Source organism: Nocardioides caeni (assembly GCF_004912195.1).
In the GTDB taxonomy this organism is placed as follows: domain Bacteria; phylum Actinomycetota; class Actinomycetes; order Propionibacteriales; family Nocardioidaceae; genus Nocardioides; species Nocardioides caeni.
In genome coordinates, this window is sequence record NZ_STGW01000009.1 from 115,641 (window position 1) to 140,989 (window position 25,349).

A 25,349-nucleotide genomic window follows, 5' to 3' on the forward strand; every position below is an offset into this window, starting at 1 on the left:
TTCACAGGCCCGGTCAGCACGCTGGGGTGCATGACCCAGGTCCTGCCCCCGGCTGCGCCGCCGCCGGCCCCACCCTTCCCTCCGTTCGGGCCGCCCACCGCCACCCACCCCTCGCGGCGGCTCCGGCGGGGACCGTTCGCGGCCCTCGTGCTGACCGGAGCACTGGTCGTCGGCGGCGCTGCCGGGGGCGGGACCGCCGCCATCCATGACGCGGTCACCGATGACGGACCCTCCGGGTCCGGCAGTACGTCGACCCTGCCGGTCGTCGACACCGGGGACGCGCCTGCCGCGGACGGCAGCGTGGAGTCAGTCGCCGACACGGTGCTGCCGTCGGTGGTGGCCCTGCAGGTCAGCTCAGGAGGAGCGGCGGGCAGCGGCTCCGGCGTGGTCCTCGACACCGACGGGCTGATCCTCACCAACGACCACGTCGTCACGCTCGGCGGCGAGATCGACGCCGGGCAGGCGGAGATCACGGCGAAGTTCACCGACGGCACCCGCGCGCGGGCCACCGTCGTCGGCACGGATCCGCTGACGGACACCGCGCTGGTGCGGGTCGAGGACGTCGACGGTCTCACGCCGGTCACGATCGGCAAGTCCGCCAACCTCGATGTCGGTGAGCAGGTCGTCGCGATCGGCTCGCCGTTCGGCCTGGATGCCACCGTGACCAGCGGCATCGTGAGCGCGCTCGACCGCCCGGTCAAGGTCGCCTCGGACGCCGAGGGCAACCTGACGGCGTACCCGGCGATCCAGACCGACGCCGCCATCAATCCCGGCAACAGCGGTGGGCCGCTGGTCGACATGAGCGGACACCTCGTCGGCATCAACGCCTCGATCCGCTCGACCACCTCGGCCGGATCGGCGGAGTCGGGCTCGATCGGCCTCGGCTTCGCGATCCCCGTCGACGACGTGCTGCCGATCATCGAGCAGCTCAAGGCCGGTGACGCGCCGACCCATGCCCGTCTCGGCATCCAGATCGAGCCCGTCGTCGCGTCATCGGGCGAGACGTCGACAGGCGGCGCCCGGATCGCCGAGCTCGAGCGCGGCTCCGCCGCCGCGGAGGCCGGCCTGGAGCAGGACGACGTCATCACCGGTGTCGACGATCACCTCATCGACGACGCCGACGGCCTCGTCGCGATCGTCCGGTCCTATCGGCCGGGTGACGCGGTGACGGTGACCTATCTGCGCGACGGCAAGGAGCAGAGCGCCGACCTGACGCTCGGCTCGGACGCCTGAGGGTGATGTAACACGTTGTTGGCGGCGGACGGCGCTGTAACACGTCGTTCGCCCATCTACACGACCCGTGCCGGATGTACACGACCCGCACAGCGCCCCAAATCGCCGACACGGGTCGTGAAGGTCGATCAACAGCGTGTTACAGCGCAACCCGCGCCAGCACAGCCAGGCAGGAGCCCGGCGCGGGATCAGGTCCCGCCGCCGCCGGCCTTGCGGCGGTGCATCTTGGGCGCGCCACCGACGACCTCGGAGCCGTGGGCCTTCTCCTTGACCGGGCCGTCCTCGTGGACGCCCTGCTCCTTGCCGTTCTTGCGGTCGAGGGCCTCGCGCATCTTGGCCTTCAGGTCGTCGTTGGTCATGGGAGCGTCCTTCCGTGGTCGGGGGGCCTGAGAGGTTCGCCTGGTCTCCACCGTCGCACGGAACGTGCGGCCGGCCAAGCGAATTAGCGATCGCGCGCAGGCTTCTTCTGCAGCTCCGCGCCACGGGCGACGGGGACGAAGCCCAGCCGCTCGTTGATGCCGATCATGTGGTCGTTGACCTCGGCGTTCCAGGTCACGACCCGGCGCCCGCGCACGTCCGCGCCGCGCTGCATCGCCTGCAGGTTGGCGACCTTGACGGCCATCCCGAGCCGGTGGCCACGGTGGTCGCGGTGAACGAGGGTCCCCCACTGGTAGGCGAAGCGCTGGTCGTGGGTCGGCAGCACGACCTCGGTGTAGGCGACGACCTCGTCCCCCACGAGGGCGACGGTCTGCCAGGAGGTGCGGCCCTGGCGGGCCTGGCTCTCCTCTGCCTCGCGCTGCGCGGCGACGTCGCCTGCGTCGTCCTCGCGCTCCATGTCGCCGGTCGGCGCCTCGGAGTTGAGCGTGTTGGCGAGCGTCAGCCAGCTCTCGACCCACGGGTCGGGGATGGGGCCGTGCCAGGACTCGATCCGGTAATCGGCGTGGCGGGGCGCGGCCTCGGCGGCCAGCTCGGCGAGCAGCGCCTCGTCGACGGGTACGGCGAGCGCGCGCTGCACGTCCACCAGGCCGAACCCATAGCCGTGCTTCCGGGCGAAGGCGGCGCCGGGCGTGCCGGCGCCATCGGCGGGGCCGGCATACGGCCAGCAGGTCTCGCTGTCGAAACGGCTCCGTCCCGCGGCTCGGGCCACCGACTCGACGTGCTCGAGCAGGCGGGTGCCGATCCCGCGCCGGCGCAGGTCGGGGCGGACGTGGACGTCGACCTCGGCGGAGTCGAGGTTGTCGAGCAGCGGCAACGACACCCAGCCGGTGGCGACCACCTCGCCGTCGAGGATCGCCGCGTGGAAGCCGGGCTTTCGGCGGCGGCTCTGCTCCTGCGCGATCGCGATGATCTCCTCGGCCGCCCACGCCGTGGCGTCGTCGCCGAGCTCGTGGCGAGCCGACTGCGCGGTCACGGCCGCCCACTCGCGCAGCCGCGCGACCTCGTCGGGTCCGAGCTCGACGATCTCCAACGTCGACAGCAGATCACTCATCGCTGGCGCACCACCCTTCCCTCGTCCCACACGGGCTCGTCGGCCTCATAGACCGAGCCGTCGGAGCCGAAAACACAGAACCGGTCGAAACCGCGGGCGAACCAGCGGTCATGGGTCACTGCCACCACGGTCCCGTCGAACGCGGCGAGGCCCTCCTCGAGTGCCTCGGCGGACTGGACGTCGAGGTTGTCGGTCGGCTCGTCGAGCAGCAGCAGCGTCGCGCCGGACAGCTCGAGCAGCAGGATCTGGAAGCGCGCCTGCTGGCCGCCCGACAGCGACTCGAACGGCTGCTCCGAGCTGGCCGCCAGCTCATAGCGGTCGAGCACCCGGGCCGCCTGCTCACGTCCCATCCCCTGGCGGCCGTTGGGGTCACCGTCGCCGCGGTGCAGGATCTCGAGCAGGGTGCGGCCGACGAGCTCGGGATGCTCGTGGGTCTGCACGAACCAGCCGGGCCGCACGCGCGCACCCAGCCGGGCTCGGCCGGTGTGCGCGACCGGGGCGATCGCGCGGTCGGTGATGGGCCGGTGCTCCACGTCGGGGTCGCTGCCCCCGATGGCCAGCAGCCGCAGGAAGTGGGACTTGCCGGAGCCGTTGGACCCGAGCACGGCCAGCCGGTCGCCGTACCAGACCTCCAGGTCGAAGGGCTTCATCAGACCGGTGAGCTCGAGGTCCTCACAGACCACCGACCGCTTGCCGGTGCGGGCGCCCGAGAGGCGCATCGTCACCTGCTGCTCGCGCGGCTGCTCGGTCGGCGGCCCGGCCTCCTCGAACTTGCGCAGCCGCGTCTGGGCGGCGCGATACTGCGACGACATGCCGTCGTTGTATTCCGCCTTCACCTTCAGCCGCAGCACCAGCGCCTTGATCTTGGCGTGCTCCTCGTCCCAGCGCCGGCGCAGCTCGGCGAAGCGGGCGAACCGGTCGGCCCGGGCCTCGTGGTACGACGCGAAGTCGCCCGCGTGCGTCCAGGCGCTGTTGCCGCCGCCACCGGCGCCGAGCTCGACCGTCACAACGTGGGTCGCGGTGTTGGCGAGCAGCTCGCGGTCGTGGCTGATCAGCACGATCGTCTTGTCGGAGGCGGCGATCCGCTGCTCGAGCCAGATCTTGCCGGGCACGTCGAGGAAGTTGTCGGGCTCGTCGAGGAGCAGCACCTCCTCGGGCCCGGCGAGCAGGTATTCCAGCACCAGCCGCTTCTGCTCGCCGCCCGACAGGGTGCGCAGCTCGCGGTACTTGGCGCGGTCATAGGGCACCGCGAGCGCCTTGACGGTGCACACGTCCCAGGTGACCTCGACGTCATAGCCGCCCGCGTCGGCGTACTCGCTCAGCGCGTGGGCGTAGGACAGCTGGGTGGCCTCGTCGTCGGTGTCCATGAGCGCCAGCTCCCACCGGTCGACCTCGGCCGCCGCGCGTCGCACCCGCTCCGGCGCCAGGGAGAGCAGCAGGTCGGCGACCGTCGGCAGCCCATCGTTGGTCGAGCCACCACCGCTGGTTGAGCCACCACCGCTGGTTGAGCTTGTCGAAACCCGGTCGACCATCTGCCGCATCACGCCGAGCCCGCCGGAGCGGACGACCGCACCGCCGTGGGGCGTCAGCTCGCCACTGATGATCTTGAAGAGCGTGGTCTTGCCGGCGCCGTTGGCACCGACCAGCGCGACCTTCGCGCCCTCGCCCACCCGGAACGACACGTCCTCGAGCAGCACCCGCCCATCAGGCAGCTCGTAGCGCACTCCGGAGACCTCGACATGACCCACAACCGATGATTGTGAGCGCTCGAGGCCTCCAGCGCGAACGATTTCCTCAGGGCAGCGACTCGTCCTCGGTCTCCGGCGGAAGCAGCCCGACGGCGAAGTCCTCCGGGGCGCAGTCCTCGCTCGACGTCACCTCCGTCACGTCGTCGACGGTCATCAGCACCAGGGAAGCCACGGCCTCCGTGGGTGCGGCGACGCGGAGGACGTCTCCGGAGCTCAGCTCCGTGGCGAGTGTGAACCCCGTGCCCGGCATCCCCTCGTCCAGCTTCGGGCTGCCGGGCGGCAGCAGGCACACGGAGTACGGCGACAGGTCGGCGTCAGGACCCAGGCCCCACCACGCGGGGATCTCGTAGCCGAGGCCGTTGCGGTCGAAGCCGACCCAGGTGCTGCCGTCGACCTCGGGCTGGCCGGGGACCCGTGCCGTGGCCAGGATCCGGCGGACCAGGGCCCGGTCCGCGTGGAAGACGCGCACCTCCCACTGCCCGGCGTTGACGTAGCCGAGCCATCCCCCGTCGCCGCTGACGAGGGCGCCCTGCTCCTGCTCGCCACGGATCCCCGCCGGCAGGAAGACGGCGCCGACACTGTCGACGCAGGGATCGGCCGTCGAGGGCGCGTAGACGGTCTGCGCGTCGCCGGGCGATCCGCACTCGTGAGGCGACCAGTCCGGCGGGAGCGACATCAGCGATCCGCCGCCGTCGACCTCGACGGTCTGCCAGTCGTCGCCCGCCCCTGCGGAGGGGGAGGACGAGGGCCGTTCCACCGGGTCGCTCGCGCGGTCCGGACCGCCGCCGACGCCGACGGCCACGATGCCGGCGATCACCGCGACCGCGACCGCGGCTCCACCGAGCGCGAGGCGCTGCTGGCGTCGTACGCGACGACGGCGGCGGGCGCCGTCGGCCAGTCCGACGGCGCTCGGCGCCTCGTGGGCGACGTCGGTCAGCACGCCGCTGAGCTGCTGCTCGAGATCACTCATCGTCCACTCCTCCGACCCCTTCGGCGTCGAGCGCCGTCCGCAGCACGGCGAGCCCGCGCGAGACCCGCGAGCGCACAGTCCCCTCGCGGACACCGGTGAGGTCGGCGATCTCGTCGTAGTCCAGCTGTTCGTAGTAGCGCAGCACCACGGCGGTGCGCTGCGCCTCGGGAAGGCCACGGACGGCCTGCCACACGCGGGCCCGGTCGTCGGCGGTCGCGGCGTCAGGACCCGCGACGGTGCCGTGGCCGAGCACGCCGATCCCCGGCTCGACGGGCGACTCCCGGCGGCGGAAGCGGCGCCACCACGACGTGTGCGCGTTGACGACCATCCGGCGGACATAGGCGTCGACGTCGTCGGCACGGACGATCCGGTCCCACCGCGGCAGGGCTCGCGCGAGGGCGTCCTGGACGGCGTCCTCGGCGTCGGCGGCGTTGCCGGTCAGCACCATGGCCAGGCGCAGCAGCGCCGGGCCGCGCGCAGCGACCCAGGCATCGAAGTCCGGCGGCGCACTGGTCCGCGGGGCGCTCGGCGGGTCACCGGTCATGGTCGTCTCCACACCCTTCCGACGCTCGTTGCGCCGATCCTGTTGCATGTCCTCATGACCGGTCCCGAGAATCCCACCATGGAGTGGATCGAGCTGCTGGAGTCCACGACGGCCGAGTTCGCCGAGATCCTGGCCGACGGCGACCTCGCGGCCGGCGTGCCGGCCTGTCCCGACTGGACGCTGGCCGACCTCGGCGAGCACCTGCGCTGGACCCACGCGTGGGCGACCCACGCCGTCACCCACGGCACCCCCGACGGCGACAGCCCGGCGCCCGGGCTCGACCGCGACGCCCTGGTCGCGGGCTACCGTGACGCCGCGCGCCGACTCGTCGACGTGCTCGCCGAGACCGATCCCGCTGCCCCCGCCTGGGCGTTCGGGCCGGCGAAGTCGGCCGGGTTCTGGCGTCGACGTCAGGTCCACGAGGTGACGATGCACCTCTTCGACGCCCTGGCCTCGCAGCAGGACGAGGACGACTGGGAGATCGACGGCGAGCTGGCCTGGGACGGGGTCGAGGAGGTCGAGACCCTCTTCTATCCCCGTCAGGTGCGGCTGGGCCGGACCGCGCCGCTGCGCAGCCCGCTGCGGCTCACGGCGCACGACCTCGACCGATCCCTCACCCTCGAGCCCCACGCCGAGGGCGAGCCGGTCACGCTGCAGTCGTCGGCCTCGCAGCTGCTCCTGATGCTCTGGGGCCGCCGGCCCGCGCAGGGGTCGGTCGGCGAGCTCATGGCGACGGTGGCGCTGACGCCCTGAGGGTCGCCGCGGCGCGCCCCGCCCGCACCAGTACGTCGACAGCCACCGCCAGCGCGATGACCTCCGGGCGCTTCGCTCGGTCGCCGGCGGACCGCGTCACGGACGGATCGCCGATCGGGGTGACCACCCGCGCCAGGGCCTGGTCGTCGTGACCGAGCTCGGTGAGCCGGGCCCGGAAGCGGGTCCACTTGGCCGACGAGCCGATCAGGCCGATCAGGCCGATCGACCCGACCGACGCCGGCGTCCGGAGGAGCGCGTCGAGCAGGGCCAGGTCCTCGGCATGGTCGTGGGTCATCACGAGCACGTCGGTGCCGCGCGGCAGGGTCGCGATCACGAGCTCGGGCAGCAGCGGCTCGCGGTGGACGTGCACCCGAGCCGGGCCCGCGGCGACGCCGGCGAGCCGGGCGTCGTCGAGCTGGTCGGCGCGGGAGTCGACCAGGTGCAGGTCGAGCTCGTGCCGGCTGAGCAGCAGCGCCAGCTCGAGGCCGACGTGCCCCATGCCGAAGATCGCGACCGAGGGCCGCACGGGCACGGGCTCGAACAGCAGGGTCACCTCGCCGCCGCAGCACTGGACGCCGTACTCGCCGGGCGCGCGGTCGGACAGGTCGGTCGACTCGGTGCTCGCCACGACGGTGCCGGCAGCCAGCAGGTCGCGGCTGCGGCGGATCGCCCGCTCCTCGAGGTTGCCTCCCCCGACACTGCCCCAGGCCCCGTCGAGGGTGACGACCATCTTGGCGCCGGCCTCGCGGGGCGCGTGGCCGCGCACGTCGGCCACCGTCACCAGCACCGCGGCGGTCCGCCCGGCGCGCAGCCGGGCCAGCACGTCGAGCCAGTCCCCCGTCATGGATGCCGCAGACGTCATCGTCGCGCCTCCTCGATCGCCCACCACACGGCCTCGGGGGTGGCCGGCGAGGCCAGCTCGACCGCGCGTCCGGGCGCCCCGAACGCGCCGACCGCGTCACGGAGGGCCTCGCGCACCGAGAAGGCCAGCATCAGCGGCGGCTCCCCCACCGCCTTCGAGCCATAGACGACACCGTCCTCGGCCGCCCGCTCGAGCAGGGTGACGCGCAGGTCGGCCGGCATCTCCGAGAGGCTCGGCAGCTTGTAGGTCGACGCCGCCTGGGTCGCGAGCCGCCCGCGCTGCGGTCCATCGCCGGCGTCCCAGCGCAGGTCCTCGAGGGTGAGCCAGCCGACGCCCTGCAGGAAGCCGCCCTCGATCTGTCCGAGGTCGATCAGCGGGGACAGGCTGTCGCCGACGTCGTGGACGATGTCGACCCGGGTCACCTCGTAGGCGCCGGTGAAGCCGTCGACCTCGACCTCGGCGGCGGCGACGCCGTAGGCGAAGTACTTGAACGGCGAGCCGGTCATCGTCGACAGGTCCCAGCTCAGCCCCTCGGTGCGATAGAAGCCGGCCGCCCACAGCTGGATCCGGTCGAGGTAGGCCGCGTGGACGACGTCCTCCCACGGCGCTGTGGCGCCCAGCCGCTCGCGCACCGGCACGAGTCGGTCGAGGATCTGCTCGCAGGCGTCCTTGACCGCGGCGCCGTTGAGGTCGGCACCCGAGCTGGCCGCAGTGGCGGAGGTGTTGGGCACCTTGTCGGTGCGCGTCGGCGCCAGCCGCACCCGCTCGATCGGCAGCCCCAGGGCGGTGGCGGCGACCTGCAGCATCTTGGTGTGCAGGCCCTGGCCCATCTCGGTGCCGCCGTGGTTGATGAGCACCGAGCCGTCCTTGTAGACGTGCACGAGCGCACCGGCCTGGTTGAAGGCGGTGAAGTTGAACGAGATGCCGAACTTCACCGGCGTGATCGCCAGACCCCGCTTGCGATGGGGGTCCTGGGCGTTGTGGGCGGTGATGGCGGCCCGCCGCTCGTCGTACGACGACGTGTCCAGCATCTGCTGCCACGCACGGTCCAGCCGCTCGGCGTGCCGCACCGGCTGGCCGTAGGGCGTCGCCTGGCCCTCGGCGTAGAGGTTGCGCCGCCGCAGCTCCTCGGGCGCCAGGTCGAGGGCGGGAGCGCACCGGCCGAGGATGTCCTCGATGACCAGCATCCCTTGCGGGCCACCGAATCCGCGGAAGGCGGTCTGGGAGGTCTTGTGGGTGCGGGCGATCCGGCCGTCGACGCGGACGTGCGGGATCCAGTAGGCGTTGTCGACGTGGCACAGCGCCCGCGAGAGCACCGGCTCGGACAGGTCGAGGCTCCAGCCGCCGTCGGAGGTCAGCGTCGCCTCGAGCGCCTGGAGTCGGCCGTCGTCGTCGAAGCCGACCCGCCAGGTCGCGTGGAACCCGTGACGCTTGCCGCTCATCGTCATGTCCTGCTGGCGGCTGAGCCGGACCCGCACCGGTCGTCCCGTCAGCGTGGCGCCCAGGGCGGCGATCGCCGCATAGGCGTGCGGCTGCATCTCCTTGCCGCCGAAGCCACCGCCCATCCGCAGGCACTGCACGGTGACCTGATGGCTCGACAGCCCGAGCACGTGCGCGACGATCTCCTGCGTCTCGGTGGGGTGCTGGGTGCTGCACTGCACGAAGACCTGACCGTCATCGTCGATCGTGGCGAGTGACGCGTGCGTCTCGAGGTAGAAGTGCTCCTGGCCCGCGAACTCGAGCTCGCCCTCGAGGACGTGGGTGCTCGCCGCGAAGCCCTCCGCGACGTCGCCGCGCTCCAGCCGGGGACGCGCACCCTGGAAGCTCTCCGCCACGATCGCCTCGGTCAGCTCGATGATCGACGGCAGCGGCTCGTAGTCCACGGCGACCGCGGCCGCCCCGAGCCGGGCCGCTTCCAGCGACTCGCCCAGGACCCAGGCCACCGCCTGGCCGTGGAACATCACCTCGACGGGGAAGAGCGGCTCGTCGTGCTTGACCCCGCCGTCGTTGACGCCCGGCACGTCGGTGGCCGTCAGCACGCGGACCACCCCGTCGACGTCGTACGCCGGGACGGGGTCGAGGCGCGTGATGCGGGCGTGGGCGTGCGGTGCCGTGACGGGGTGGGCGTGCAGCACACGCGGCGTCGCGACAGCGAGGTCGTCGGTGTAGAGCGCGCGTCCGGTGACGTGCAGGAGGGCGGCCTCGTGGGGGCGCTGCTGCCCGACGTGGCCGGTGCCGGGCGGGTTCGCCGGTGCTCGCACGTCAACCACCGGTCCTTTCCGGTGGCCCCTCGGCCCAGAGCCTGCGCAGCGACTGGCCGAGCATGGCGCTCCGATAGGCCCCGCTGGCCCGGTGGTCGTCGAGGGGCGTGCCCTCGTCGCCGAGAACGGTCGCGGCCTCCTCGACGGTGACGGCGGTCCAGGGCCGACCCAGCAGCGCGGTCTCGGTCGCCACGGCCCGCACAGGGGTCGCGGCGACCCCGCCGAGCCCGATCCCGGCCCGGACCACGACACCGTCGACGACATCGAGGGCAAAGGCGATCGCCACCGCGGAGATGTCGTCGAAGCGCCGCTTCGCGATCTTGTGGAAGGCGGTCACTCCCGCCAGCGGGAGGGGCACCCGGACCCGCGCGATGAGCTCGCCCTCCGCACGCACCGTCGTCCGGTAGCCGGTGAAGTAGTCGCGCAGCGCGATCTCCCGCTCCCCCGACGGCGAGGCCAGGACCAGGACCGCGTCGAGCGCGAGGAGAGCCGGGGCCAGGTCACCGATCGGCGAGCCGGTGCCGAGGTTGCCGCCGATGGTCGCGCTGTTGCGGATCAGGCGCGAGGCGAATTGCGGGAGCACCGCGTCCAGCAGCGGGATCGCTCCCGCCAGCCGACGCTCGACCTCGCTCAACGTCAGCGCGGCGCCGATCTCCACCGCGTCGTCGTCGACGACGAGCGTCCTCAGCTCAGCGAGCCCGTCGATCGCGACCAGCAGGTCCGGCCGCGACCCGCGCAGGTTGGCCTCGACACCGAGATCGGTCGAGCCCGCGATCGCGACCGCGCCCGGCTCGGCGAGCAGGGTGAGTGCCTCGGCGAGGTCCCGCGGCCGCACCCAGGCCTCGCCGCGGGCCGATGCGGGCGACGGCGCGGGGGCCGTCGTACGGGCGAGGAGGGGGTCGTCGTCGCGGGGCGCCTCCAGCGCCTCGGCGGCCTCGACGATCGGGCGGTAGCCGGTGCAGCGGCACAGGTTGCCGGACAGGGCGTGGTGGTCGAAGGACGTGCGCCCGGGGCGGTAGTACTCCGCGGCCATGCTGCAGACGAACCCCGGCGTGCAGTAGCCGCACTGCGAGCCACCGCGCACGGCCAGCTCCGTCTGCACCGGGTGGGGGTCCCGGGGCCCGCCGAGCCCCTCGGCGGTGACGACCTCCTGCCCCGCGAGCGCAGCCCCCGGCAGGAGGCAGGCGTTGACGGCGGTCCACTCGGTGGCCGTGTCGAGGCCGGGCCGGGCGAGCAGCACCGCGCAGGCGCCGCACTCCCCCTCCGCGCAGCCCTCCTTGGCGCCCGTCAGGCCGATCGAGCGCAGCCAGTCGAGCGCGCTCGCCCCCGCTCGGGCACCGGCCAGCGACCGGGTCTCCCCGTTGACCTGAACACTCGGCGGGGCGCTCGGGGCACTCGGCACAGTCGGCGTGATCGGCACGCCCGGATCGCTGCTCATCACCGTCACCGTAGGCCGCATCCCCACCCCTGCGGGAGGCAGATCGCGGAATTAACGCACCCGAAACCGGGAGACCCGACCGTGAAACGCCCGTCTCATAGCGTCCCCGTCCAGCAACGGACGTTGCATCTCGGGCGACTCGACAGCTCACGCAGGAGAACACATGACCCACCCGTCCAGCCTCCCGTCCCGGAGCAGTCGCCGCCGTGGCCTGCGCGTCGCAGCGGCCTCGATGGCCACGGCCGTCGGCCTGCTCGCCCTCGCCGCCTGCGGCAGCGACGACTCGACCGGGAGTGGCGCCGAGGGCGAGGACCACGGCGAGATCACCGTCCAGTACTCGTGGATCAAGAACGAGGAGTTCGCCGGCGAGTTCTATGCCTACGAGAAGGGCTACTACGACGACTACGGCTTCAGCACGGTCAACGGCATCTCGGGTCCGGACACCGGTGTCGCCAAGCTGCTGAGCGGCGAGGTCCAGGTCGCCCTGAGCGACGCGGCGTCCATCGGCGCCGCGATCGCCAACGAGGACGCGCCCCTCAAGATCATCGGCGCGACCTTCCAGAAGAACCCCTTCACGATCCTGTCCCTCGCGGACGGCGCCGACATCACCACGCCCCAGGACCTGGTCGGCAAGAAGATCGGTGTGCAGACCTCCAACGCCAGCGTGTTCGAGGCGATCCTCAACGCCAACGGCATCGCCAAGGACGAGGTCGAGGTCGTGCCGGTCGAGTTCGACCCGACGCCCTTGATGGAGGGCCAGGTCGACGGCTTCATGGCCTACCTGACGAACGAGGCGATCACGGTCGAGCTGGCGGGCCACGAGGTCACGAACCTCCCCTACGCCGACAACGGGGTGCCCTACGTCGCCGAGACCTTCTCGGTCACCGACCAGTACCTCGCCGAGAACCGCGGTCTGCTCAAGGACTTCCTGACCGCGGAGATCAAGGGCTGGACGGACGTCTTCAAGAACTCCACCGACGACACGGTCGCGCTGATCACGGAGTACTACAACAAGGCCGCGTCCGACAACGCCGAGGGGCTCGAGTCGGTCTTCGGGGCCCTCGACCCGGAGAAGACGGCCCTGGGACTGGATGCCGAGAAGCTGCTCATCTCCACCCCCGACACCGAGGCCAACGGGCTCTTCACCATCACCGACGAGCTCCAGCAGCAGACGGTCGACTCGCTCGCCGCGGCCGGCTGGGAGGTGACGGTCGAGGACCTCTTCGACACCTCGATCATCGACGAGATCTATGAGGAGAGCCCGGACCTCAAGGCCTACCTGCCCTGAGGCTCCCGACACCCACGATGAACCTCGACACCACATGTGGTCCGGATGCCGGTGCCCAGCAGCTGGGCACCGGCATCCAGATCTCCGGGCTGACCAAGACCTTCCGGACCGGCCGGGGCCGGGAGGTCACCGCACTCGATGACGCCGAGCTCCACACCGAGCAGGGATCGTTCCTCGCCCTGCTCGGTCCGTCGGGCTGCGGCAAGTCGACGATCCTGCGGATCCTGGCCGACCTCGAGCAGCCCAGCGCGGGCACGGCGCTGGTCGACGGCAGGACGCCGGCACAGCTGCGCCGGGCCAGCGAGCTCGGCATCGCCTTCCAGGACCACGCCCTGCTGCCCTGGCGCAGCGTCGTCAAGAACATCCGGCTGCCCTTCGAGGTGGCCGGACGCGACGTCGACAAGGCCTACATCGACGAGCTGATCGCGCTGGTCGGGCTCACGGGCTTCGAGGGCAGCCGCCCCGCCCAGCTCTCGGGCGGCATGCGCCAGCGGGTCTCGATCGCCCGCGCACTCGCCCTCAAGCCGTCGGTCCTGCTCCTCGACGAGCCCTTCGGTGCCCTCGACGACATGACCCGGCAGAACCTCAACATGGAGCTGCTGCGGATCTGGACCGAGAAGCCCGCCACCACACTCCTCGTCACGCACGGCATCACCGAGGCGATCTTCCTCTCCGACCAGGTCGCGGTGATGTCGCCACGGCCGGGCCGGATCAAGGCGATCATCGACGTCGACCTCCCCCGCCCGCGCACGCCCGACATGCTGCGCACGCCCGAGTTCCACGCACTCGTGGACCGGGCCTCCGAGATCCTCTTCGGGGCGGACGGCCGCGCGGACGCCGAGTCGTGAGCCGCGCCGGCCGCATCCCCGGCTGGGCGACGTCGATCCTCGGGACCGTCGCCCTGGTCCTCGCCTGGTGGCTCTTCTCGGCGGTCGGCTTCCGCCCCGACGCCGGCACCACCTACGACCCGGTGCCCTCACCCTGGGCGGTGCTCGACCAGATCCTCGACGATGGCTTCTCGGCCTACTGGGACTTCTTCTCGGTCACCATCAACGAGGCGGCGATCGGGTTCCTGTGGGGCAACGGGCTGGCCCTGCTGCTCGCCGCCACGGTCCTGGTCCTCCCCCGGATCGAACCGGTGGTGGTGCAGATCGCCGTCGTCACCTACTGCCTGCCCATCGTCGCCGTCGGCACCATCGCGATCGTGGCCCTCGGCGGAGCGACCGCGCCGGGTGACCCGTCCACGACGGCGGTCTTCCTCGCCGCCCTGTCGGTCTTCTTCACGACGGTGGTCGGCGCGCTGCTCGGCTTCAAGGCGGCCGACCAGGCCAGCCTCGACGTCGTCCGGGTCTTCGGCGGGGGTCGCGTCCGGCAGCTGTTCAAGGTGCGCCTCGTCGCGGCCGTCCCCGCCATCCTCAACGCCCTGCAGATCGCCGTCCCGACGGCGCTGCTCGGCGCCGTGCTCGGCGAATACATGGGTGGCACCGACCGCAGCGTCGGGATCACCCTCATCCGCCTGCAGGGCCAGCTCGACTCCGTCCGGGTGTGGGCCGTCTTCCTGCTGTGTGCCCTGGTCGCGATGATCGGCTACGCCGTGTTCGGCCTGATCGCCCGACTCGCCACGCCCTGGGTGGCCGGGAGGAGCGCCGCATGAGGCGCACCGTCGTCCGCTCGCTCGTCAACGCGTTCCTGGTCGTGGGCATCGCCCTGCTGCTCTGGCAGGCCGTGGTGAGCTTCGCCGGGGTCTCGCCGTACGTCGCCAAGGGACCCGCCGACGTCTTCCGCTTCCTCTTCGTCGACGAGCCCGACGCCCGGCCTGGGCAGCTCGCCGCGGACAACCGCGAGCTGCTGCGACCACTGGCGATGCAGACGCTGCGGGACTCCGCGCTGGGTTTCGTCGTCGGCATGGCGATCGCGATCCTCCTGGCGCTGGCGTTCTCGCTGTCGAAGGCGGTCGAGGCAGGCATCATGCCCCTCGCCCTGCTGCTGCGCAGCGTGCCACTGGTGTCGATCTCACCGGTGATCATCCTCATCACCGGTCGCGGCAGCACAGCGTCCGTGGCGGTCATCGGCACCATCGTGGTGCTCTTCCCGGCGCTCGCCTCGGTCCTCTTCGGGCTCGGTCGGGCGAGCCGGGAGTGCCTGGACCTGGTGAAGGTCTACGGCGGCGGCGGTGCCACCGCCCTGCGCAAGGTCGCGCTGCCCGGCGCACTCCCGTCGCTCTTCGCGGCGGCGCGCGTGTCGGTCCCGGGTGCCGTCACCGGGGCGCTGCTCGCCGAGTGGCTGTCCACGGGCAAGGGCATCGGCGGGTCGATCCAGGCGTTCAACGCCTCCGCGAAGTTCGACGAGCTGTGGGCGTCGGTCGCGGTGATCACCGCGATCACGCTGGTCCTCTACAACGTCGTGCAGGTGCTGGAGAACGTGGTGCTCGCCCGGATGGGGATGACCCAGGCGACCTGAGGTCGCTACCTCGGCAGTCGGGCGAGCTGCCGGGACTGCGCGACCAGTCGGTCGGCGGAGTCCCAGACCTCGCAGTCCTCCTCGAACATGTCCCCGGCGATGTTGCGCGTGACGTGCCGGACCCGGAGCCACCCCGGGGCGGGCAGCGCGCGCACGTGCGCCGTGAGCTCGATCGTCGGCGCCCATCCCGGACGGCCCAGCTCGAAGGTCACCGGCGGCAGCGCATCGAGCACGGTCAGGAGGGCGATCGGGTCGGGCTGCCTGCCGTCCTTGAGACGGAACCAGGCCGAGATCTCCCCGCGACCCGTCGGCTCGCCCCCGAACCACCCGGCCTGGTCGGGGTGGAAGAGCATCTCGAAGCGGTCGATGAGCGGGGCGAGCGTCCGGATCGCCGCCGGCGCCTCACTGTTGGGGCGGCACTCCTCCCGCGGCGGCAGCACCAACGGCTCCGCCGTGGTCGCGACCGCGTCGGGCTGCGCCGCCAGGTCGCCGTACGTCGCCAGCACGGTGAGCCGCACGTCCTCGCCCTGGCGCAGGTCGGCGCCCACGGTGACGGTGCGTCCGGCACGACGCGGGGTGACCTCGACCGTCGCCGGACCGGCCTGGGCGGGGCCGAGGTAGTAGGCGCTGACGACGATCGGGTCGGGCTGCTGCGGGAAGGCGGCGCGGATGGCGTTGCCGACGACGCTCAGCTGGTAGCCGCCGTTGAGGCCGGCCCCCACCGCCCACCCCGCGTCGAGCTCGACGGCGAAGCGGCCGTCCCCGAGCGGGCTGACGTCGATGTGCCGGTCGAACTCGGTGGCTGCGCTCACGGCCCGGAGACTAGTGGCTGCCCCGTCGCCTCGACGACATGGTCGACGAGGCGCTGCACCGCGTCGGGCGACGGTGGCCGCTGTCCGGGGAACGTCACCGGCCGCTGGGCACGGTCGTGCCAGAAGTGAGGAGCGACGGATCGGGGGCGGGTGGCGACCAGCCAGATCGCGGTGTCGGCCGCATCCGCCGCGGTCCGCAGGAGCGGACGAGCGACCTTCTCGAAGCGCGGCAGGTGCTCCACGACGCCGGGCGTCCCGGACCATCCCGGGTGCATGCTGGTGACGGCGACACCGCTGTCAGCGAGGCTCTCTGCCCAGGCGGCCGCGAGCACCACCTGCATCCGCTTGGTCCGCGCGTAGGCCCGGACCCCGTCGTAGTCGCCGGTCCGGTACTCGATGTCGTCCTCGTCGTCGGCGTGCAGACGGGCGCCGTACATCCCGCCCGAGCTCATCCACACCACGCTCGCGTCACCGGCATGGCGCAGCGCCGGCAGCAGCAGGCCGGTCAGCAGGTGCGGCCCGAGGACGTGAACGGCGAGGCTCAGCTCATGGCCCTGCGCGCTGGTCTCCCGACGATCGCCGGTCATCGTGCCGGCGTTGTGCAGGACAGCGTGCAGCTCCGGGACGCGGCCGGTGAAGTCCGCTGCCCAACGTCGCACGGCGTCGAGGTCGCCGACGTCGCACACTTCGCCGACGAGGCGATCCCCGAGGTGCCGAGCCGCCACAGCGGCTGCCACCTTCTCGGCATTGCGTCCGAGCAGGTGGACGGTCGCACCGAGGGACAGGTAGCCGTCGACCGCCGCGGCTCCGATCCCGGAGGTCGCGCCCGTCACGAGCACCCGTCGACCTGCCAGGGCGTCCGGGGGTGCGTCCGCCGGCCACCAGTGAGCCCGCAGACCACTGCCGATCCGCGAATAGCCGAGGACGACGCTCCGATCGAGCACCGTGTCGACGACCTGTCCCAACGTCTGCCCCATGCCCACGTCCCGACACTAGGCATCGGCGGCAAACCACCGGCGTCTCGCCGTACCAACGAAAAGGCGACGGCGACCTGCCAAGGAGAGCAGATCGTCTCGTCGCCTGTGATGGAATGAAGGAAGCGGTCCGGGCCAGGACCCCGCAGCGGCTGGAGAGTGGCCCGGACCGCGCCCTTCTGTGCCCACCGGATTGTCGTGGGACTCCCGACCGGCTGGCGCGTCGAATGGTGGGGAGCTGCCAGCGGCCCCGGTGGCCTGCCGGCCGGCCCGGGACCTCAGGGTCCCGAGCCGGCCGTTGAGTGGGGGGTTGATGGTGGGATCAACCCCGGATCGTCACCTGGTGCGGACGATCTTGCTGACGTAGCGCTTGACCGCCGAGTTCGCGGAGACCACGACCCGGTAGGCCGTCACCCGGTTGCCGTTGCGGTCGGCGACCGGCATGGTCTTGTTGCCCTGCGAGTTCAGCCTCCACGCGCCCGCCTTCACGAGCCGGCCGCCCACGACCCGGTAGAGCGTGGCCAGCGCGCCGCCCGCCGACGGCGGACCGTCGAACACCACGATGTCGCGGTTGCCGCTCGTCCCGGCCCGCACCGCAGCCGTGATCGCCTGCGCCTCGCCCGATGCCGGGTTCTTGAACGTGACCTGGGTGTTGAGGGTCTGGAGCACGGTCGAGCTGGGCGCCGGGGTGCGGACGACGGCCGTCACGGACTCCACCGACGGGGTGGTGCTGGTGAAGGCGTACGTCGCCTGACCGTCGGCGTTGGTGTCGAACCGGATCTCGTTCGGGTCACCGCTGCGGACGAAGTCGACCTGGAGCCCGGGGACCGGGTTGCCCTCCTGGTCCAGCACCGTCGCGGTCACGAGGGCGACCTGGCCGGGCTCGAGCGTCGCCGACGGCGACACCGAGATCGAGTAGTCGGACGGGACCGCGTCGTACCACTCCTGCGAGAAGGAGTCGGTGACGTCGCGGTTCTCGATGGTGTCGCCGAGGGTGACAGGGTCGTCGAAGACCGTCTGGCCGTAGTTGAGCACGGCGTCGAAGTCGTAGACGCCGCCCTCGTGGGCGTGGACCCACAGGTCGCCACCGTTGTCGAAGTCGGACGCCGACGAGCCACCGTGGGTCGGGGTCGGGTGGTCGTCCGGCCCGGGCACCCAGGTGACGGTCGGCGTGACGCCCTTGACGAGGTTGCCGTAGCCGTCCTTGGCATAGACGTCGAACCACACGTCGTTGGCGACCGGGGCGGGGTCGGTCGGACCCTCCTGGTCGACCGCCGGCGTCTTCACGACCTCGATCGAGGAGATGAAGAGCGCGTCGCTGAGCAGACCACCGTCACCGTTGATGGTGTTCCACGCGTAGTCCTCGGTGTCGGAGGCGGAGCCACCGGTCGCCGTGGCGGTCTGCGTGACCTTGCCGTCGTCGTCGAAGCCGGCGTCGCGCTGGACGACCTGCGCCCACTCGGCGCGACCGGTCGAGTCGGTCGCGATGGTGATCGACTGTCCGGCCGACGCCCACTTGATCTGCTCACCCGGCTGCGGGTCGGGGTCGAGCAGGTGGTTGAGCTGGCCCAGCGGACCGGTCAGGTTGGCCGGGATCTCGTTGGCCTTCAGGAAGAACCCGCGGTCCAGGGTGATCGTCACTCGACGACCCTTGAGGACGTTGCCCCCGGAGTCCTTGAGGACCAGGCCCGCCAGGACCGGGACGCCGGGCGTGTAGTCGGCGCTGTCGGTGTCGATCTGGATCGTCGCGCCCGCGGGGATCGCGTCGGTGACGAAGTTGATCCCGTGGTCGCGACCGGTGACGGCGGCGTTGTCCGGCCCGCTGCTGGCGACGCTGAGCTCGCCACCCAGCTCGGAGCTCTCCGGGCCGTCGGGCACGTCCCTCACCTGCGCGGTGAACTGGCCGTTGGCGTCGGTGGTGACGTTGGACGCGCTGCTGAGGAACGTGTCCGGGACCGGGTCGTCGCCGTCCGCGGCGAGGCCACGGGTCCAGGTGAGGGCCAGGTTGCGGCCGGGGAGAACGGTGCCGTCGGCCAGCTGGAGGGTTCCGGTCGCCGTGGCGGTCGTGTTGACGTCGGCGATCTGCGGCTCGAAGCCGGTGTAGATCACCTCGGCCTGACCGATCTTGAAGGTGCGGATCGCCTTCTCCGCGATGGCGTTGTTGCCACCACCGGCGGTGCCGTCGAGGGAGGCGAACAGCTCGAAGGTGCCACCGCCCGGCGGGACGGCCGGCAGCGGCACGCTGAAGCGACCGAAGGTCTCGCCGGTGACCACACCGTCGTCCTCGTAGGGCGCGCTGCCGTCGAAGGGCGTCACGACCCAGCGGTAGTGGAGGTTCTGGTCCTCGGAGCCGCCGCCGACGTTGAAGTCGTCGCCCTCCAGGTCGGTGACCTGGACTGCGACGTCACCGAAGTCGTACTCGTTGATGTCGAACGCGTCGCCCTCGGTGGAGTCGTCGCGCAGGTCGACCGCGCCATCGACATACTGGCCGATCGTCAGACGCACCTCCTTGTCGCCCAGGCCGGCGTCGAAGTTCTGCGAATTCGTGGCGTTGACGAAGTACTGCACCTCGCCGTCGTTGCGGGCCGGGAAGGTCTCCACCTGGCCGAGGCCGTTGGTGACGCCGACGTAGATGTCGGGCTGCGACGGGTCGGAGGCCGTGGTCTCGCGGTAGACGACCGCACCGGCGACCGGCTCGCCGTTCTGGTCGGTCACCGTGAGGGTGACGTCGGTCCCGAACTGGCTGTCCGGCACCGACGGGTCGTCGGGCGTGGCCGTGATCTGGGTGATCGTCTGCTTGTAGAGCTCGTAGGTCTCGACGTCCAGCATGACGTCGGCCGTGCCGGGTCCGGGCGGATTGTCCTCGACGCCACCGGTGATCACGATCTCGTCGACGATCGGCGTGTGGGTGTCGTACTCGTAGTCGTTCTCGATGTCGAAGACGCCCTCGAACACCCCGTCATCGACGCCACTCACGCCACTCGCGGCACCGCCGGGCACCTGGCCGTCGTCCGGGTCGACCATGCCGACCTGGGAGATCGCCGCGTTGGACGCGGACGTGACACCGTTGATCGCCACGAAGTGGCCGTCGTCCGGGTCCGGACCGGGGACGCTCGGGGTGAAGTCACGCTGATAGACGCCGATCTCGTCGCCCTCGCGCAGCTCGACGTCGTCGCCGTCGCTGTCGCTGGCCGCGTGGACGATCACCGAGTTGACCCGCTGGTCGGGGTCCGAGGTGATCTGAGTCGGGCTCGGACCCGGAGCGGTCGAGAGGCCGGTCACCCGCACGTCGATGCCGACGTCCAGGATGGACGCGGGAACCGCCCAGTCGTACTTGAAGGAGCCGTTGTCGTTGCGGGACACGGTGGCGATGTCGACCCAGTTGTCCGGGCCGGCGCTCAGCGTGTACTGGAAGGTCACCTCGGCGAAGTCGGACGTGGCGCCGGCCTCGAGGGTGACGGTGCCGTCGTCGGCGGTCGACCCGAACGGGCTCTCCTGGAAGGAGAAGAGCGTCATCTCGTAGTTGTCGTTCGCCTGGTCCACCTGCTCGTTGACCGAGTCCGCGGAGGCGGCGAGCGGGAGGCCCACCACCGCGAGCGCCGACACGGCCGAGAAGGCCAGTCCACGCTTGAAGCCGCTGCTGTTCATGTGCGTTTCCTTTCGTATCCCCGTATGCCTGCAACCGCGCCGCCGCAGGCCGCCTCGACTGAGGCGAACGCGCGTCTACTCCTGGGGGAGCCGAGGAGGAGGCGCGTGCTGTGAGGGACACTGCCGGGGAGCATCAGCACGGGCCGTGATCTTTCAGGAAGATCCGATCGGACGAGATTTCCATCGTTTGTGATGGATTGACTCGGGACCTATGTCCTCACTTTCTTTACTTGCATCAGGTCCGATTGTTTGCAGAAACGCCCACGTTCCGGGGTGACATCCAGCAGTCTCGTCCCAGGGTACGAGTGACGGGAGTCACTCGGAAGCGCCAGAGGAGCTCCCCTCTGGCGGGTGCGCGTGGGGCGCACGGGATCGGGGATCTGTGACTTTTGTGATGAACGACCAGCACCACCGGCGCGTGGTGCGGCGGCCGCGAGGCCGTCCGCAGCGCCTGCCCAGCGACGAGACTCCCGTCGCGACGGACCAGGTCGATGGGGCCAAACGCCTGTCCTGGCTGCTCGCGACACGGCGCATCATGTCGCCGACCGTCTCGACCACGCGCAGCCAGTTCGCGGCGCACCTGCGCGACAGGGAGGTCCGCGCCGATCCGAGCCGGATCTCGCGCTGGGAGTCCGGTCTCGAGGCGGTGCCCGTCCGCGTGGTGCAGGCCTATGAGCCGGCCACCGGGGCCCTCCCCGGCAGTCTGTCCGCGGCCCGTCTGATGCTGGTGCGCGGCGGCCACCTCGACGACCGGTTGGCCACCCGCGCCCACGAGCCGGAACCCGACGACTGCCTCCTCGACGAGGTCATGGAATACGTCCTGGCCGGCACGGCGACGGGACAGCAGTGGCTGCAGTTCGCCAGCGAGCTGCGCCGCTACGACAAGGTCTATCTCGCCCCGTCGACCTGGCAGGAGAGCACCGACCGGCTCATCGGCGAGCTCGGGCGATCGGCCGGCCTGGCCTCGCTCCTCCGCTTCGAGGCAGCAGCGCTGATGATGGGACACGCCACCGCTCGGGCACACCTGAGCCGGAGCGTCGGCCAGTTCGCCCTCGCCCCGGGATCGGCGCCGATGGCTCCGCGGGTCCTCTCCGTCCTCGGCCAGGCCCCGGACGGGGCCTCGGCCGAGTTGTTGCTGCGGATGGTCTCCACCTCCCCGCCCGAGCTCAGCGGCGCCGCCGCGCAGGTCGCCGCGTCCCTGATCGACCAGGGACACGTCGCGGCGGACTCCCCGGTGCTGGAGTTCTACGTCGGGCGCACGCTGGCGCGCTCCGGTCCCGGTGTCCTGCCGAGGACGGCGCTGGTCGACCTCGCCTCACGGCTCGCCGATCCGGCCTTCCTGCGAGTGCTGAGCACGCTCGAGGACGTGCGGACGCGACGGTGGCTGCAACAGGCCCGGACCACCCAGCTGCTCGTCGACGGCGACGAGGCCCGGATCCTCACCGACCACGTGGCGGGCCACGCCGAGGACGCCGCCGGACGGGCTGGTCAGGACCCGGACCAGATGCTGCGCCGCCTGGTGCTCGAGACCCTCTTCCACGTGCGGACCGACCGCCGCGACCAGGCGGCGACCCTGTTGCTGGCCAGCCCCTATGCGCCCCATGTCGGGGACGTCGTACTCCGGCTGTGCGGGCACCGCGACGACCTGATCGCGAGGGTGGCCTGGGCCGCGGCCTGGCGGTTGGGCGCGGCGCTCGACATCGAGGCGGTCGCCGACCAGGCGCGGGGCGAGGTCCGACCCGAGATGGTGCCGGTGGCGCTCTCGACGACCTGGCAGAGCGCGGACGCGCTGCCACCCGCCTTCGCCGATCACGTCGCCACGATGGTCGCGGCCCCTGCCACCGATCCGGCGCACGCCCTGGCCGGGGTCGTGTCGCTGGGGCTCAACGCACAGGCCGATCACCTCCGCGGCCTGCAACGCCCGGACATCGCCGAGACGACCCGATGGCTGCTCGAGGCAGGCAGCGCGATCCACCACTGACCGGTTTGCTCAGGCCGCTCGACACCGAGCCGATGGTCGGGATGTGCCTCCGACCGCCGACGACCCCGAGACCGGCCGCGCGCCCTCGCCGGCCTGTCCCTCGTGGTGCGTGACGACCGCGGGCGAGCACGCGACGGACGAGCCGGACTCCTGGCTGCACGAGGGACCCCGGTTCGGGGCGATCCGCACCTGGTGCCTCGACCACGAGGAGCCGGTCTTCAGCGCGACGGTCGACGACGAGGCGCTGGCGGACCTCAGCGCCGGGGACCTCCGCCGCCTCGCCGGCGATGCGCTCGAGGCCGCGCTGTGGATCGACCGCCAGGCCGGCGCTCCGCTGCCCTTGGCCGGCCGGTCCGTCGTCGACCTGGTGCGCGAGGCGCACGAGCGCGCGACCCGCTCCGCCTGACCGATCGCCCGCTCAGCTGCGCGGGAGGTACGGCGAGATGAACGCCGTCGCCACGGACAGGCCCGCATCGCGGTGCCGCAGCGTGGTGATCCGCCGGCCGGGCTGGACCGCGTCCTTGACCCGGCCGACCCGGTCGGCGAGCAACGCAGCGGTGTGGTCGATGTCGACGACGGTGTGCGTGATCCCCCACAGGGTCGCCGGTCCCGGACCCGCGGCGTCGGGATCACCGACGACCTCGATGACCACCTCGCCGGCGCGGAAGAACACCTGCCGCATCGGGCGGCCTCCGAAGCTGCCGTCCCGTTCACGCCTCACGTCGAGGCCGATCGCCTCGAGGGCGGCGACGGTCCGCGCCAGAGCCGGCGTCAGGACGACGACGTGGTCGATCCCGGTCACGCCGTTGGGGTGGACCGGCGGCTCGACCGGCGCCTCGGCGGGCGCTGCTGGCGCCCCATCGATCCAGGTCGTGGCGATGCCGTCGATGTCGTCCGGCCGCACGCCCTCGTGCCCGGCGCGGAGCGTCCAGCCGATCACACCGCGTCCGGCGTCCGGACCGAGGAGACGCATCCGCGCTGAGCCGACACGGCAGGAGCCGTCCGGATCGACAGCGAACCCCGCGTCGCGCCAGGCGTCCGGAGGGTCGGCGACCAGCAGCTCGACGAGGGCGACGTTCACGAGGGTGACGCTACTCGCTGAGACGTCAGCACCAGGCGCGACGACCGTCCGGCCGCAGTGCTCGGTCGCGGAGCACGACGGCCACGTCGCGGCCGTGGCGGTCGCACGTCCAGTCGAAGTCGGGCCGGCGGTATTCGACGAAGAGCACCTGGTCGCCGTACTCCTCGCGATAGGCGGCGCACTCGCGATAGCGGCCACACTCCTCGGCGACGGCGAAGTCGAAGCCGACGCGACGACCGTGGAGGCCCGCCCAGTTCTTCTGGCCCGCGGCGAGCCCCGCTGCGTGGGCCCGTTGGGTGAGGATGCGGGCGAAGGCCTTCGCGTCGCGGCCGCGGATCAGGCCATGGCTGCGGGACCACGAGTCGAGATTGTCGAACTCGACGGCGTCGAAGCCCGCGCGGGCGCAGCCGTCGATCCAGCGGCCGACGATCGCGCCGAGCCGCTGGCGCTTCAACGGGGTACGGATGTCGAGCAGCCACTCGCCCCACGCCGAGTCGACCACGGGCCGACCGCCCTTCTTCAGCACCAGCCACCAGCGGGCGCGCCAGAAGGCCCGCTCGTCCGGCTGTGTCTGGAAGCCGTTGACGTAGCAGACGTTCCACGCACCCTCCGCCGGATCGGCCTTGCGGTCGCGGACCACGATCCCGACGTTGTCGGCGGGGACGCTCACCCCGCCGAGCTGGTAGTCGACGTCGACACCGGGTGGCACGGCCGCGGCCGTCGGCGCACCGACGAGCAGCGCAAGCAGGAAGCCGAGAACGAGACGCATCCCGCCATCGTCGCACCGTTGCGCCGCCGCGGGGCGGGGACGGAGGTCAGAAGAGCGGCTCGCCGCGCGCCATCCGGCGTCGTACGTCGCGCAGGTGGCCGCGCACCGGCAGCTGGCGTGCGGCCGCGGGCAGGCTGCGGACGATCCGGGCGGTGCGACGATTGAACCGGTCGAACCGTGCCTGGTCCTCCTCGGTCCACGGCAGGTCCATCAGTCGCCGGAAGTCCGGACCGAGGTAGCCCGAGGTCGACCAGACGCGGAAGCGCCGGACCTTCGCCGGGATCCTCGCGTCGAGGTAGTCGAGGTTCACGACACGCAACAGGAACTCGCGGGTCCGGTCGTCGATGGCGAGACCCGCCGTGGTGGTCGTCCAGTACTCCTCGAAGTCCGCGCGCGTGGCCGGCCAGGCGTCCGCATCCATCTGCAGCGTCGTCCCGAACACCTTGCCCTGCTGGAGGAAGTCCTCCGCGATGTCAGCGGGCAGCGGCCCATGAGCCAGCACGTAGGCGTCCTCGACCCCTTTGTAGAGGCAGGCCGCCACCCACTTCTGGAGCGCGGGGTCGAAGGCGTTGTAGGCGACCGGAGCGCCCGGCTCCGACCGTACCTGCGCGTGCGATGAGTTGGTGGCCCGGCGCATCGCCGCGCGCTCCTCGGCAGTGCCATGGAGCGCGACGGCCAGGTAGGCCGCGGTCGTGCGCATCCGGCGTCGCGGGTTCTTGAAGAGGTTGCCCTCGTCGACCCGGCTCTCCATCACGCCGTGCCCCACGGGCGCGTTGGCCAGCTGCATGATCACATTGGCCGCGCCGCCGAGCAGCACGAACGCGTTCACGCCCTGCACGAGCACGCTGGTGTCCATGCCGTCGAGCTCCTGACGCCGCCGCGCTGCCGGACCCTCTGCCACGACAATGACAGTAACACTGTCATTTCCATGGCGTCGGCCCCACTGTGGTCGAGGAGCCGTCGCGAGGAACGAGCGACGGCGTCACGAGACCCGGCCCCGAACCCCGAAAACCCCTAGAAACAAGGCGATTCGCTTGT

General features: G+C 71.7%; 22 protein-coding genes. 8 read left to right on the forward strand and 14 right to left on the reverse strand.

Going from position 1 to position 25,349, the window contains the following annotated elements; translation table 11 throughout:
- Positions 1-30 precede the first annotated feature (30 nt).
- Complete coding sequence (locus tag E9934_RS13835; RefSeq protein ID WP_136563482.1) at positions 31-1,233, forward strand: S1C family serine protease; 1,203 nt, start codon at positions 31-33, stop codon at positions 1,231-1,233.
- Between the two features lie 188 nt (positions 1,234-1,421).
- Here E9934_RS13835 and E9934_RS19655 read toward each other — a convergent pair whose 3' ends face one another.
- From E9934_RS19655 to E9934_RS13855, 5 genes are all read right to left on the reverse strand, one after another.
- The gene (locus E9934_RS19655) at positions 1,422-1,592 is read right to left on the reverse strand and encodes a DUF5302 domain-containing protein (RefSeq protein ID WP_158295004.1); all 171 of its coding nucleotides are present in this window, start codon (positions 1,590-1,592) and stop codon (positions 1,422-1,424) included.
- Between the two features lie 83 nt (positions 1,593-1,675).
- A complete protein-coding gene (locus E9934_RS13840; RefSeq protein ID WP_136563483.1) occupies positions 1,676-2,722 on the reverse strand; it encodes a GNAT family N-acetyltransferase in 1,047 nt (348 codons plus the stop codon).
- Complete coding sequence (locus E9934_RS13845; protein ID WP_136563484.1) at positions 2,719-4,470, reverse strand: ABC-F family ATP-binding cassette domain-containing protein; 1,752 nt, start codon at positions 4,468-4,470, stop codon at positions 2,719-2,721. Before E9934_RS13845 ends, E9934_RS13840 begins: the two co-directional genes overlap by 4 nt.
- Positions 4,471-4,516: 46 nt before the next feature.
- Positions 4,517-5,440 carry a hypothetical protein gene (locus E9934_RS13850; RefSeq protein ID WP_136563485.1) on the reverse strand — a complete coding sequence of 308 codons (924 nt, stop codon included), beginning with the start codon at positions 5,438-5,440 and terminating at the stop codon, positions 4,517-4,519.
- Positions 5,433-5,984, reverse strand: a complete 552-nt coding sequence (locus E9934_RS13855) for a SigE family RNA polymerase sigma factor (RefSeq protein WP_136563486.1) — start codon at positions 5,982-5,984, stop codon at positions 5,433-5,435. Before E9934_RS13855 ends, E9934_RS13850 begins: the two co-directional genes overlap by 8 nt.
- 54 nt (positions 5,985-6,038) lie before the next feature.
- Between E9934_RS13855 and E9934_RS13860 the strand changes: the two genes are divergently transcribed.
- A complete protein-coding gene (locus E9934_RS13860) occupies positions 6,039-6,737 on the forward strand; it encodes a maleylpyruvate isomerase family mycothiol-dependent enzyme (protein ID WP_136563487.1) in 699 nt (232 codons plus the stop codon).
- On the opposite strand, the gene xdhC is transcribed toward E9934_RS13860, so the two are convergent.
- Genes xdhC through E9934_RS13875 form a run of 3 tightly spaced genes read right to left on the reverse strand, consistent with a single transcriptional unit; the run spans position 6,709 to position 11,298 of the window.
- Positions 6,709-7,599, reverse strand: a complete 891-nt coding sequence (xdhC, locus tag E9934_RS13865; protein WP_238694955.1) for a xanthine dehydrogenase accessory protein XdhC — start codon at positions 7,597-7,599, stop codon at positions 6,709-6,711. The genes E9934_RS13860 and xdhC overlap by 29 nt on opposite strands.
- A complete protein-coding gene (gene xdhB, locus E9934_RS13870; RefSeq protein ID WP_238694956.1) occupies positions 7,596-9,869 on the reverse strand; it encodes a xanthine dehydrogenase molybdopterin binding subunit in 2,274 nt (757 codons plus the stop codon). The genes xdhC and xdhB overlap by 4 nt, the downstream gene beginning before the upstream one ends.
- On the reverse strand, positions 9,862-11,298 hold the full coding sequence (locus E9934_RS13875) for a xanthine dehydrogenase small subunit (protein WP_136563488.1): 1,437 nt from the start codon (positions 11,296-11,298) through the stop codon (positions 9,862-9,864). The genes xdhB and E9934_RS13875 overlap by 8 nt, the downstream gene beginning before the upstream one ends.
- A 163-nt stretch (positions 11,299-11,461) precedes the next feature.
- Between E9934_RS13875 and E9934_RS13880 the strand changes: the two genes are divergently transcribed.
- Genes E9934_RS13880 through E9934_RS13895 form a run of 4 tightly spaced genes read left to right on the forward strand, consistent with a single transcriptional unit; the run spans position 11,462 to position 15,046 of the window.
- Positions 11,462-12,586 carry an ABC transporter substrate-binding protein gene (locus E9934_RS13880; RefSeq protein ID WP_136563489.1) on the forward strand — a complete coding sequence of 375 codons (1,125 nt, stop codon included), beginning with the start codon at positions 11,462-11,464 and terminating at the stop codon, positions 12,584-12,586.
- 17 nt (positions 12,587-12,603) lie between these two features.
- A complete protein-coding gene (locus E9934_RS13885) occupies positions 12,604-13,434 on the forward strand; it encodes an ABC transporter ATP-binding protein (RefSeq protein ID WP_136563490.1) in 831 nt (276 codons plus the stop codon).
- Positions 13,431-14,240: an ABC transporter permease gene (locus tag E9934_RS13890; protein ID WP_136563491.1), complete on the forward strand. Its 810-nt coding sequence runs from the start codon at positions 13,431-13,433 to the stop codon at positions 14,238-14,240. Before E9934_RS13885 ends, E9934_RS13890 begins: the two co-directional genes overlap by 4 nt.
- On the forward strand, positions 14,237-15,046 hold the full coding sequence (locus tag E9934_RS13895) for an ABC transporter permease (protein ID WP_136563492.1): 810 nt from the start codon (positions 14,237-14,239) through the stop codon (positions 15,044-15,046). The genes E9934_RS13890 and E9934_RS13895 overlap by 4 nt, the downstream gene beginning before the upstream one ends.
- Positions 15,047-15,051: 5 nt before the next feature.
- Here E9934_RS13895 and E9934_RS13900 read toward each other — a convergent pair whose 3' ends face one another.
- The 3 genes from E9934_RS13900 to E9934_RS13910 all read right to left on the reverse strand — a co-directional run bounded on the left by E9934_RS13900 (position 15,052) and on the right by E9934_RS13910 (position 20,480).
- Positions 15,052-15,858, reverse strand: a complete 807-nt coding sequence (locus E9934_RS13900; RefSeq protein WP_136563493.1) for a thioesterase family protein — start codon at positions 15,856-15,858, stop codon at positions 15,052-15,054.
- Positions 15,855-16,835 carry an SDR family NAD(P)-dependent oxidoreductase gene (locus E9934_RS20290; protein WP_136563511.1) on the reverse strand — a complete coding sequence of 327 codons (981 nt, stop codon included), beginning with the start codon at positions 16,833-16,835 and terminating at the stop codon, positions 15,855-15,857. The genes E9934_RS13900 and E9934_RS20290 overlap by 4 nt, the downstream gene beginning before the upstream one ends.
- A 333-nt stretch (positions 16,836-17,168) precedes the next feature.
- The gene (locus E9934_RS13910; protein WP_136563494.1) at positions 17,169-20,480 is read right to left on the reverse strand and encodes an Ig-like domain-containing protein; all 3,312 of its coding nucleotides are present in this window, start codon (positions 20,478-20,480) and stop codon (positions 17,169-17,171) included.
- Between the two features lie 394 nt (positions 20,481-20,874).
- On the opposite strand from E9934_RS13910, the gene E9934_RS13915 reads away from it, so the two are divergent.
- Both E9934_RS13915 and E9934_RS13920 read left to right on the forward strand, forming a co-directional pair.
- A complete protein-coding gene (locus E9934_RS13915) occupies positions 20,875-22,461 on the forward strand; it encodes a hypothetical protein (protein ID WP_136563495.1) in 1,587 nt (528 codons plus the stop codon).
- 43 nt (positions 22,462-22,504) lie between these two features.
- Positions 22,505-22,867: a hypothetical protein gene (locus E9934_RS13920; protein ID WP_136563496.1), complete on the forward strand. Its 363-nt coding sequence runs from the start codon at positions 22,505-22,507 to the stop codon at positions 22,865-22,867.
- A 12-nt stretch (positions 22,868-22,879) separates the two neighbouring features.
- Here the strand turns inward: E9934_RS13920 and E9934_RS13925 are convergent, their stop codons facing one another.
- From E9934_RS13925 to E9934_RS13935, 3 genes are read right to left on the reverse strand one after another with little or no spacing between them, the layout of a single operon-like run.
- Positions 22,880-23,542, reverse strand: coding sequence for a VOC family protein (locus E9934_RS13925; RefSeq protein ID WP_136563497.1), 663 nt, complete (start codon positions 23,540-23,542; stop codon positions 22,880-22,882).
- Positions 23,543-23,567: 25 nt separating this feature from the next.
- Positions 23,568-24,311, reverse strand: coding sequence for an endo alpha-1,4 polygalactosaminidase (locus tag E9934_RS13930; protein WP_136563498.1), 744 nt, complete (start codon positions 24,309-24,311; stop codon positions 23,568-23,570).
- A 46-nt stretch (positions 24,312-24,357) separates the two neighbouring features.
- Positions 24,358-25,212: an oxygenase MpaB family protein gene (locus E9934_RS13935; RefSeq protein WP_238694957.1), complete on the reverse strand. Its 855-nt coding sequence runs from the start codon at positions 25,210-25,212 to the stop codon at positions 24,358-24,360.
- Positions 25,213-25,349: the final 137 nt, after the last annotated feature.

Bases quoted from the DNA above. Each gene is read 5' to 3' on its own strand.
- E9934_RS13835 (WP_136563482.1), top strand. From the start codon at position 31: ATGACCCAGGTCCTGCCCCCGGCTGCGCCGCCGCCGGCCCCACCCTTC.
- E9934_RS19655 (WP_158295004.1), bottom strand. From the start codon at position 1,592: ATGACCAACGACGACCTGAAGGCCAAGATGCGCGAGGCCCTCGACCGC.
- E9934_RS13840 (WP_136563483.1), bottom strand. From the start codon at position 2,722: ATGAGTGATCTGCTGTCGACGTTGGAGATCGTCGAGCTCGGACCCGAC.
- E9934_RS13850 (WP_136563485.1), bottom strand. From the start codon at position 5,440: ATGAGTGATCTCGAGCAGCAGCTCAGCGGCGTGCTGACCGACGTCGCC.
- E9934_RS13855 (WP_136563486.1), bottom strand. From the start codon at position 5,984: ATGACCGGTGACCCGCCGAGCGCCCCGCGGACCAGTGCGCCGCCGGAC.
- E9934_RS13860 (WP_136563487.1), top strand. From the start codon at position 6,039: ATGACCGGTCCCGAGAATCCCACCATGGAGTGGATCGAGCTGCTGGAG.
- xdhC (WP_238694955.1), bottom strand. From the start codon at position 7,599: ATGACGTCTGCGGCATCCATGACGGGGGACTGGCTCGACGTGCTGGCC.
- E9934_RS13875 (WP_136563488.1), bottom strand. From the start codon at position 11,298: ATGAGCAGCGATCCGGGCGTGCCGATCACGCCGACTGTGCCGAGTGCC.
- E9934_RS13880 (WP_136563489.1), top strand. From the start codon at position 11,462: ATGACCCACCCGTCCAGCCTCCCGTCCCGGAGCAGTCGCCGCCGTGGC.
- E9934_RS13885 (WP_136563490.1), top strand. From the start codon at position 12,604: ATGAACCTCGACACCACATGTGGTCCGGATGCCGGTGCCCAGCAGCTG.
- E9934_RS13895 (WP_136563492.1), top strand. From the start codon at position 14,237: ATGAGGCGCACCGTCGTCCGCTCGCTCGTCAACGCGTTCCTGGTCGTG.
- E9934_RS20290 (WP_136563511.1), bottom strand. From the start codon at position 16,835: ATGGGGCAGACGTTGGGACAGGTCGTCGACACGGTGCTCGATCGGAGC.
- E9934_RS13910 (WP_136563494.1), bottom strand. From the start codon at position 20,480: ATGAACAGCAGCGGCTTCAAGCGTGGACTGGCCTTCTCGGCCGTGTCG.
- E9934_RS13915 (WP_136563495.1), top strand. From the start codon at position 20,875: ATGAACGACCAGCACCACCGGCGCGTGGTGCGGCGGCCGCGAGGCCGT.
- E9934_RS13930 (WP_136563498.1), bottom strand. From the start codon at position 24,311: ATGCGTCTCGTTCTCGGCTTCCTGCTTGCGCTGCTCGTCGGTGCGCCG.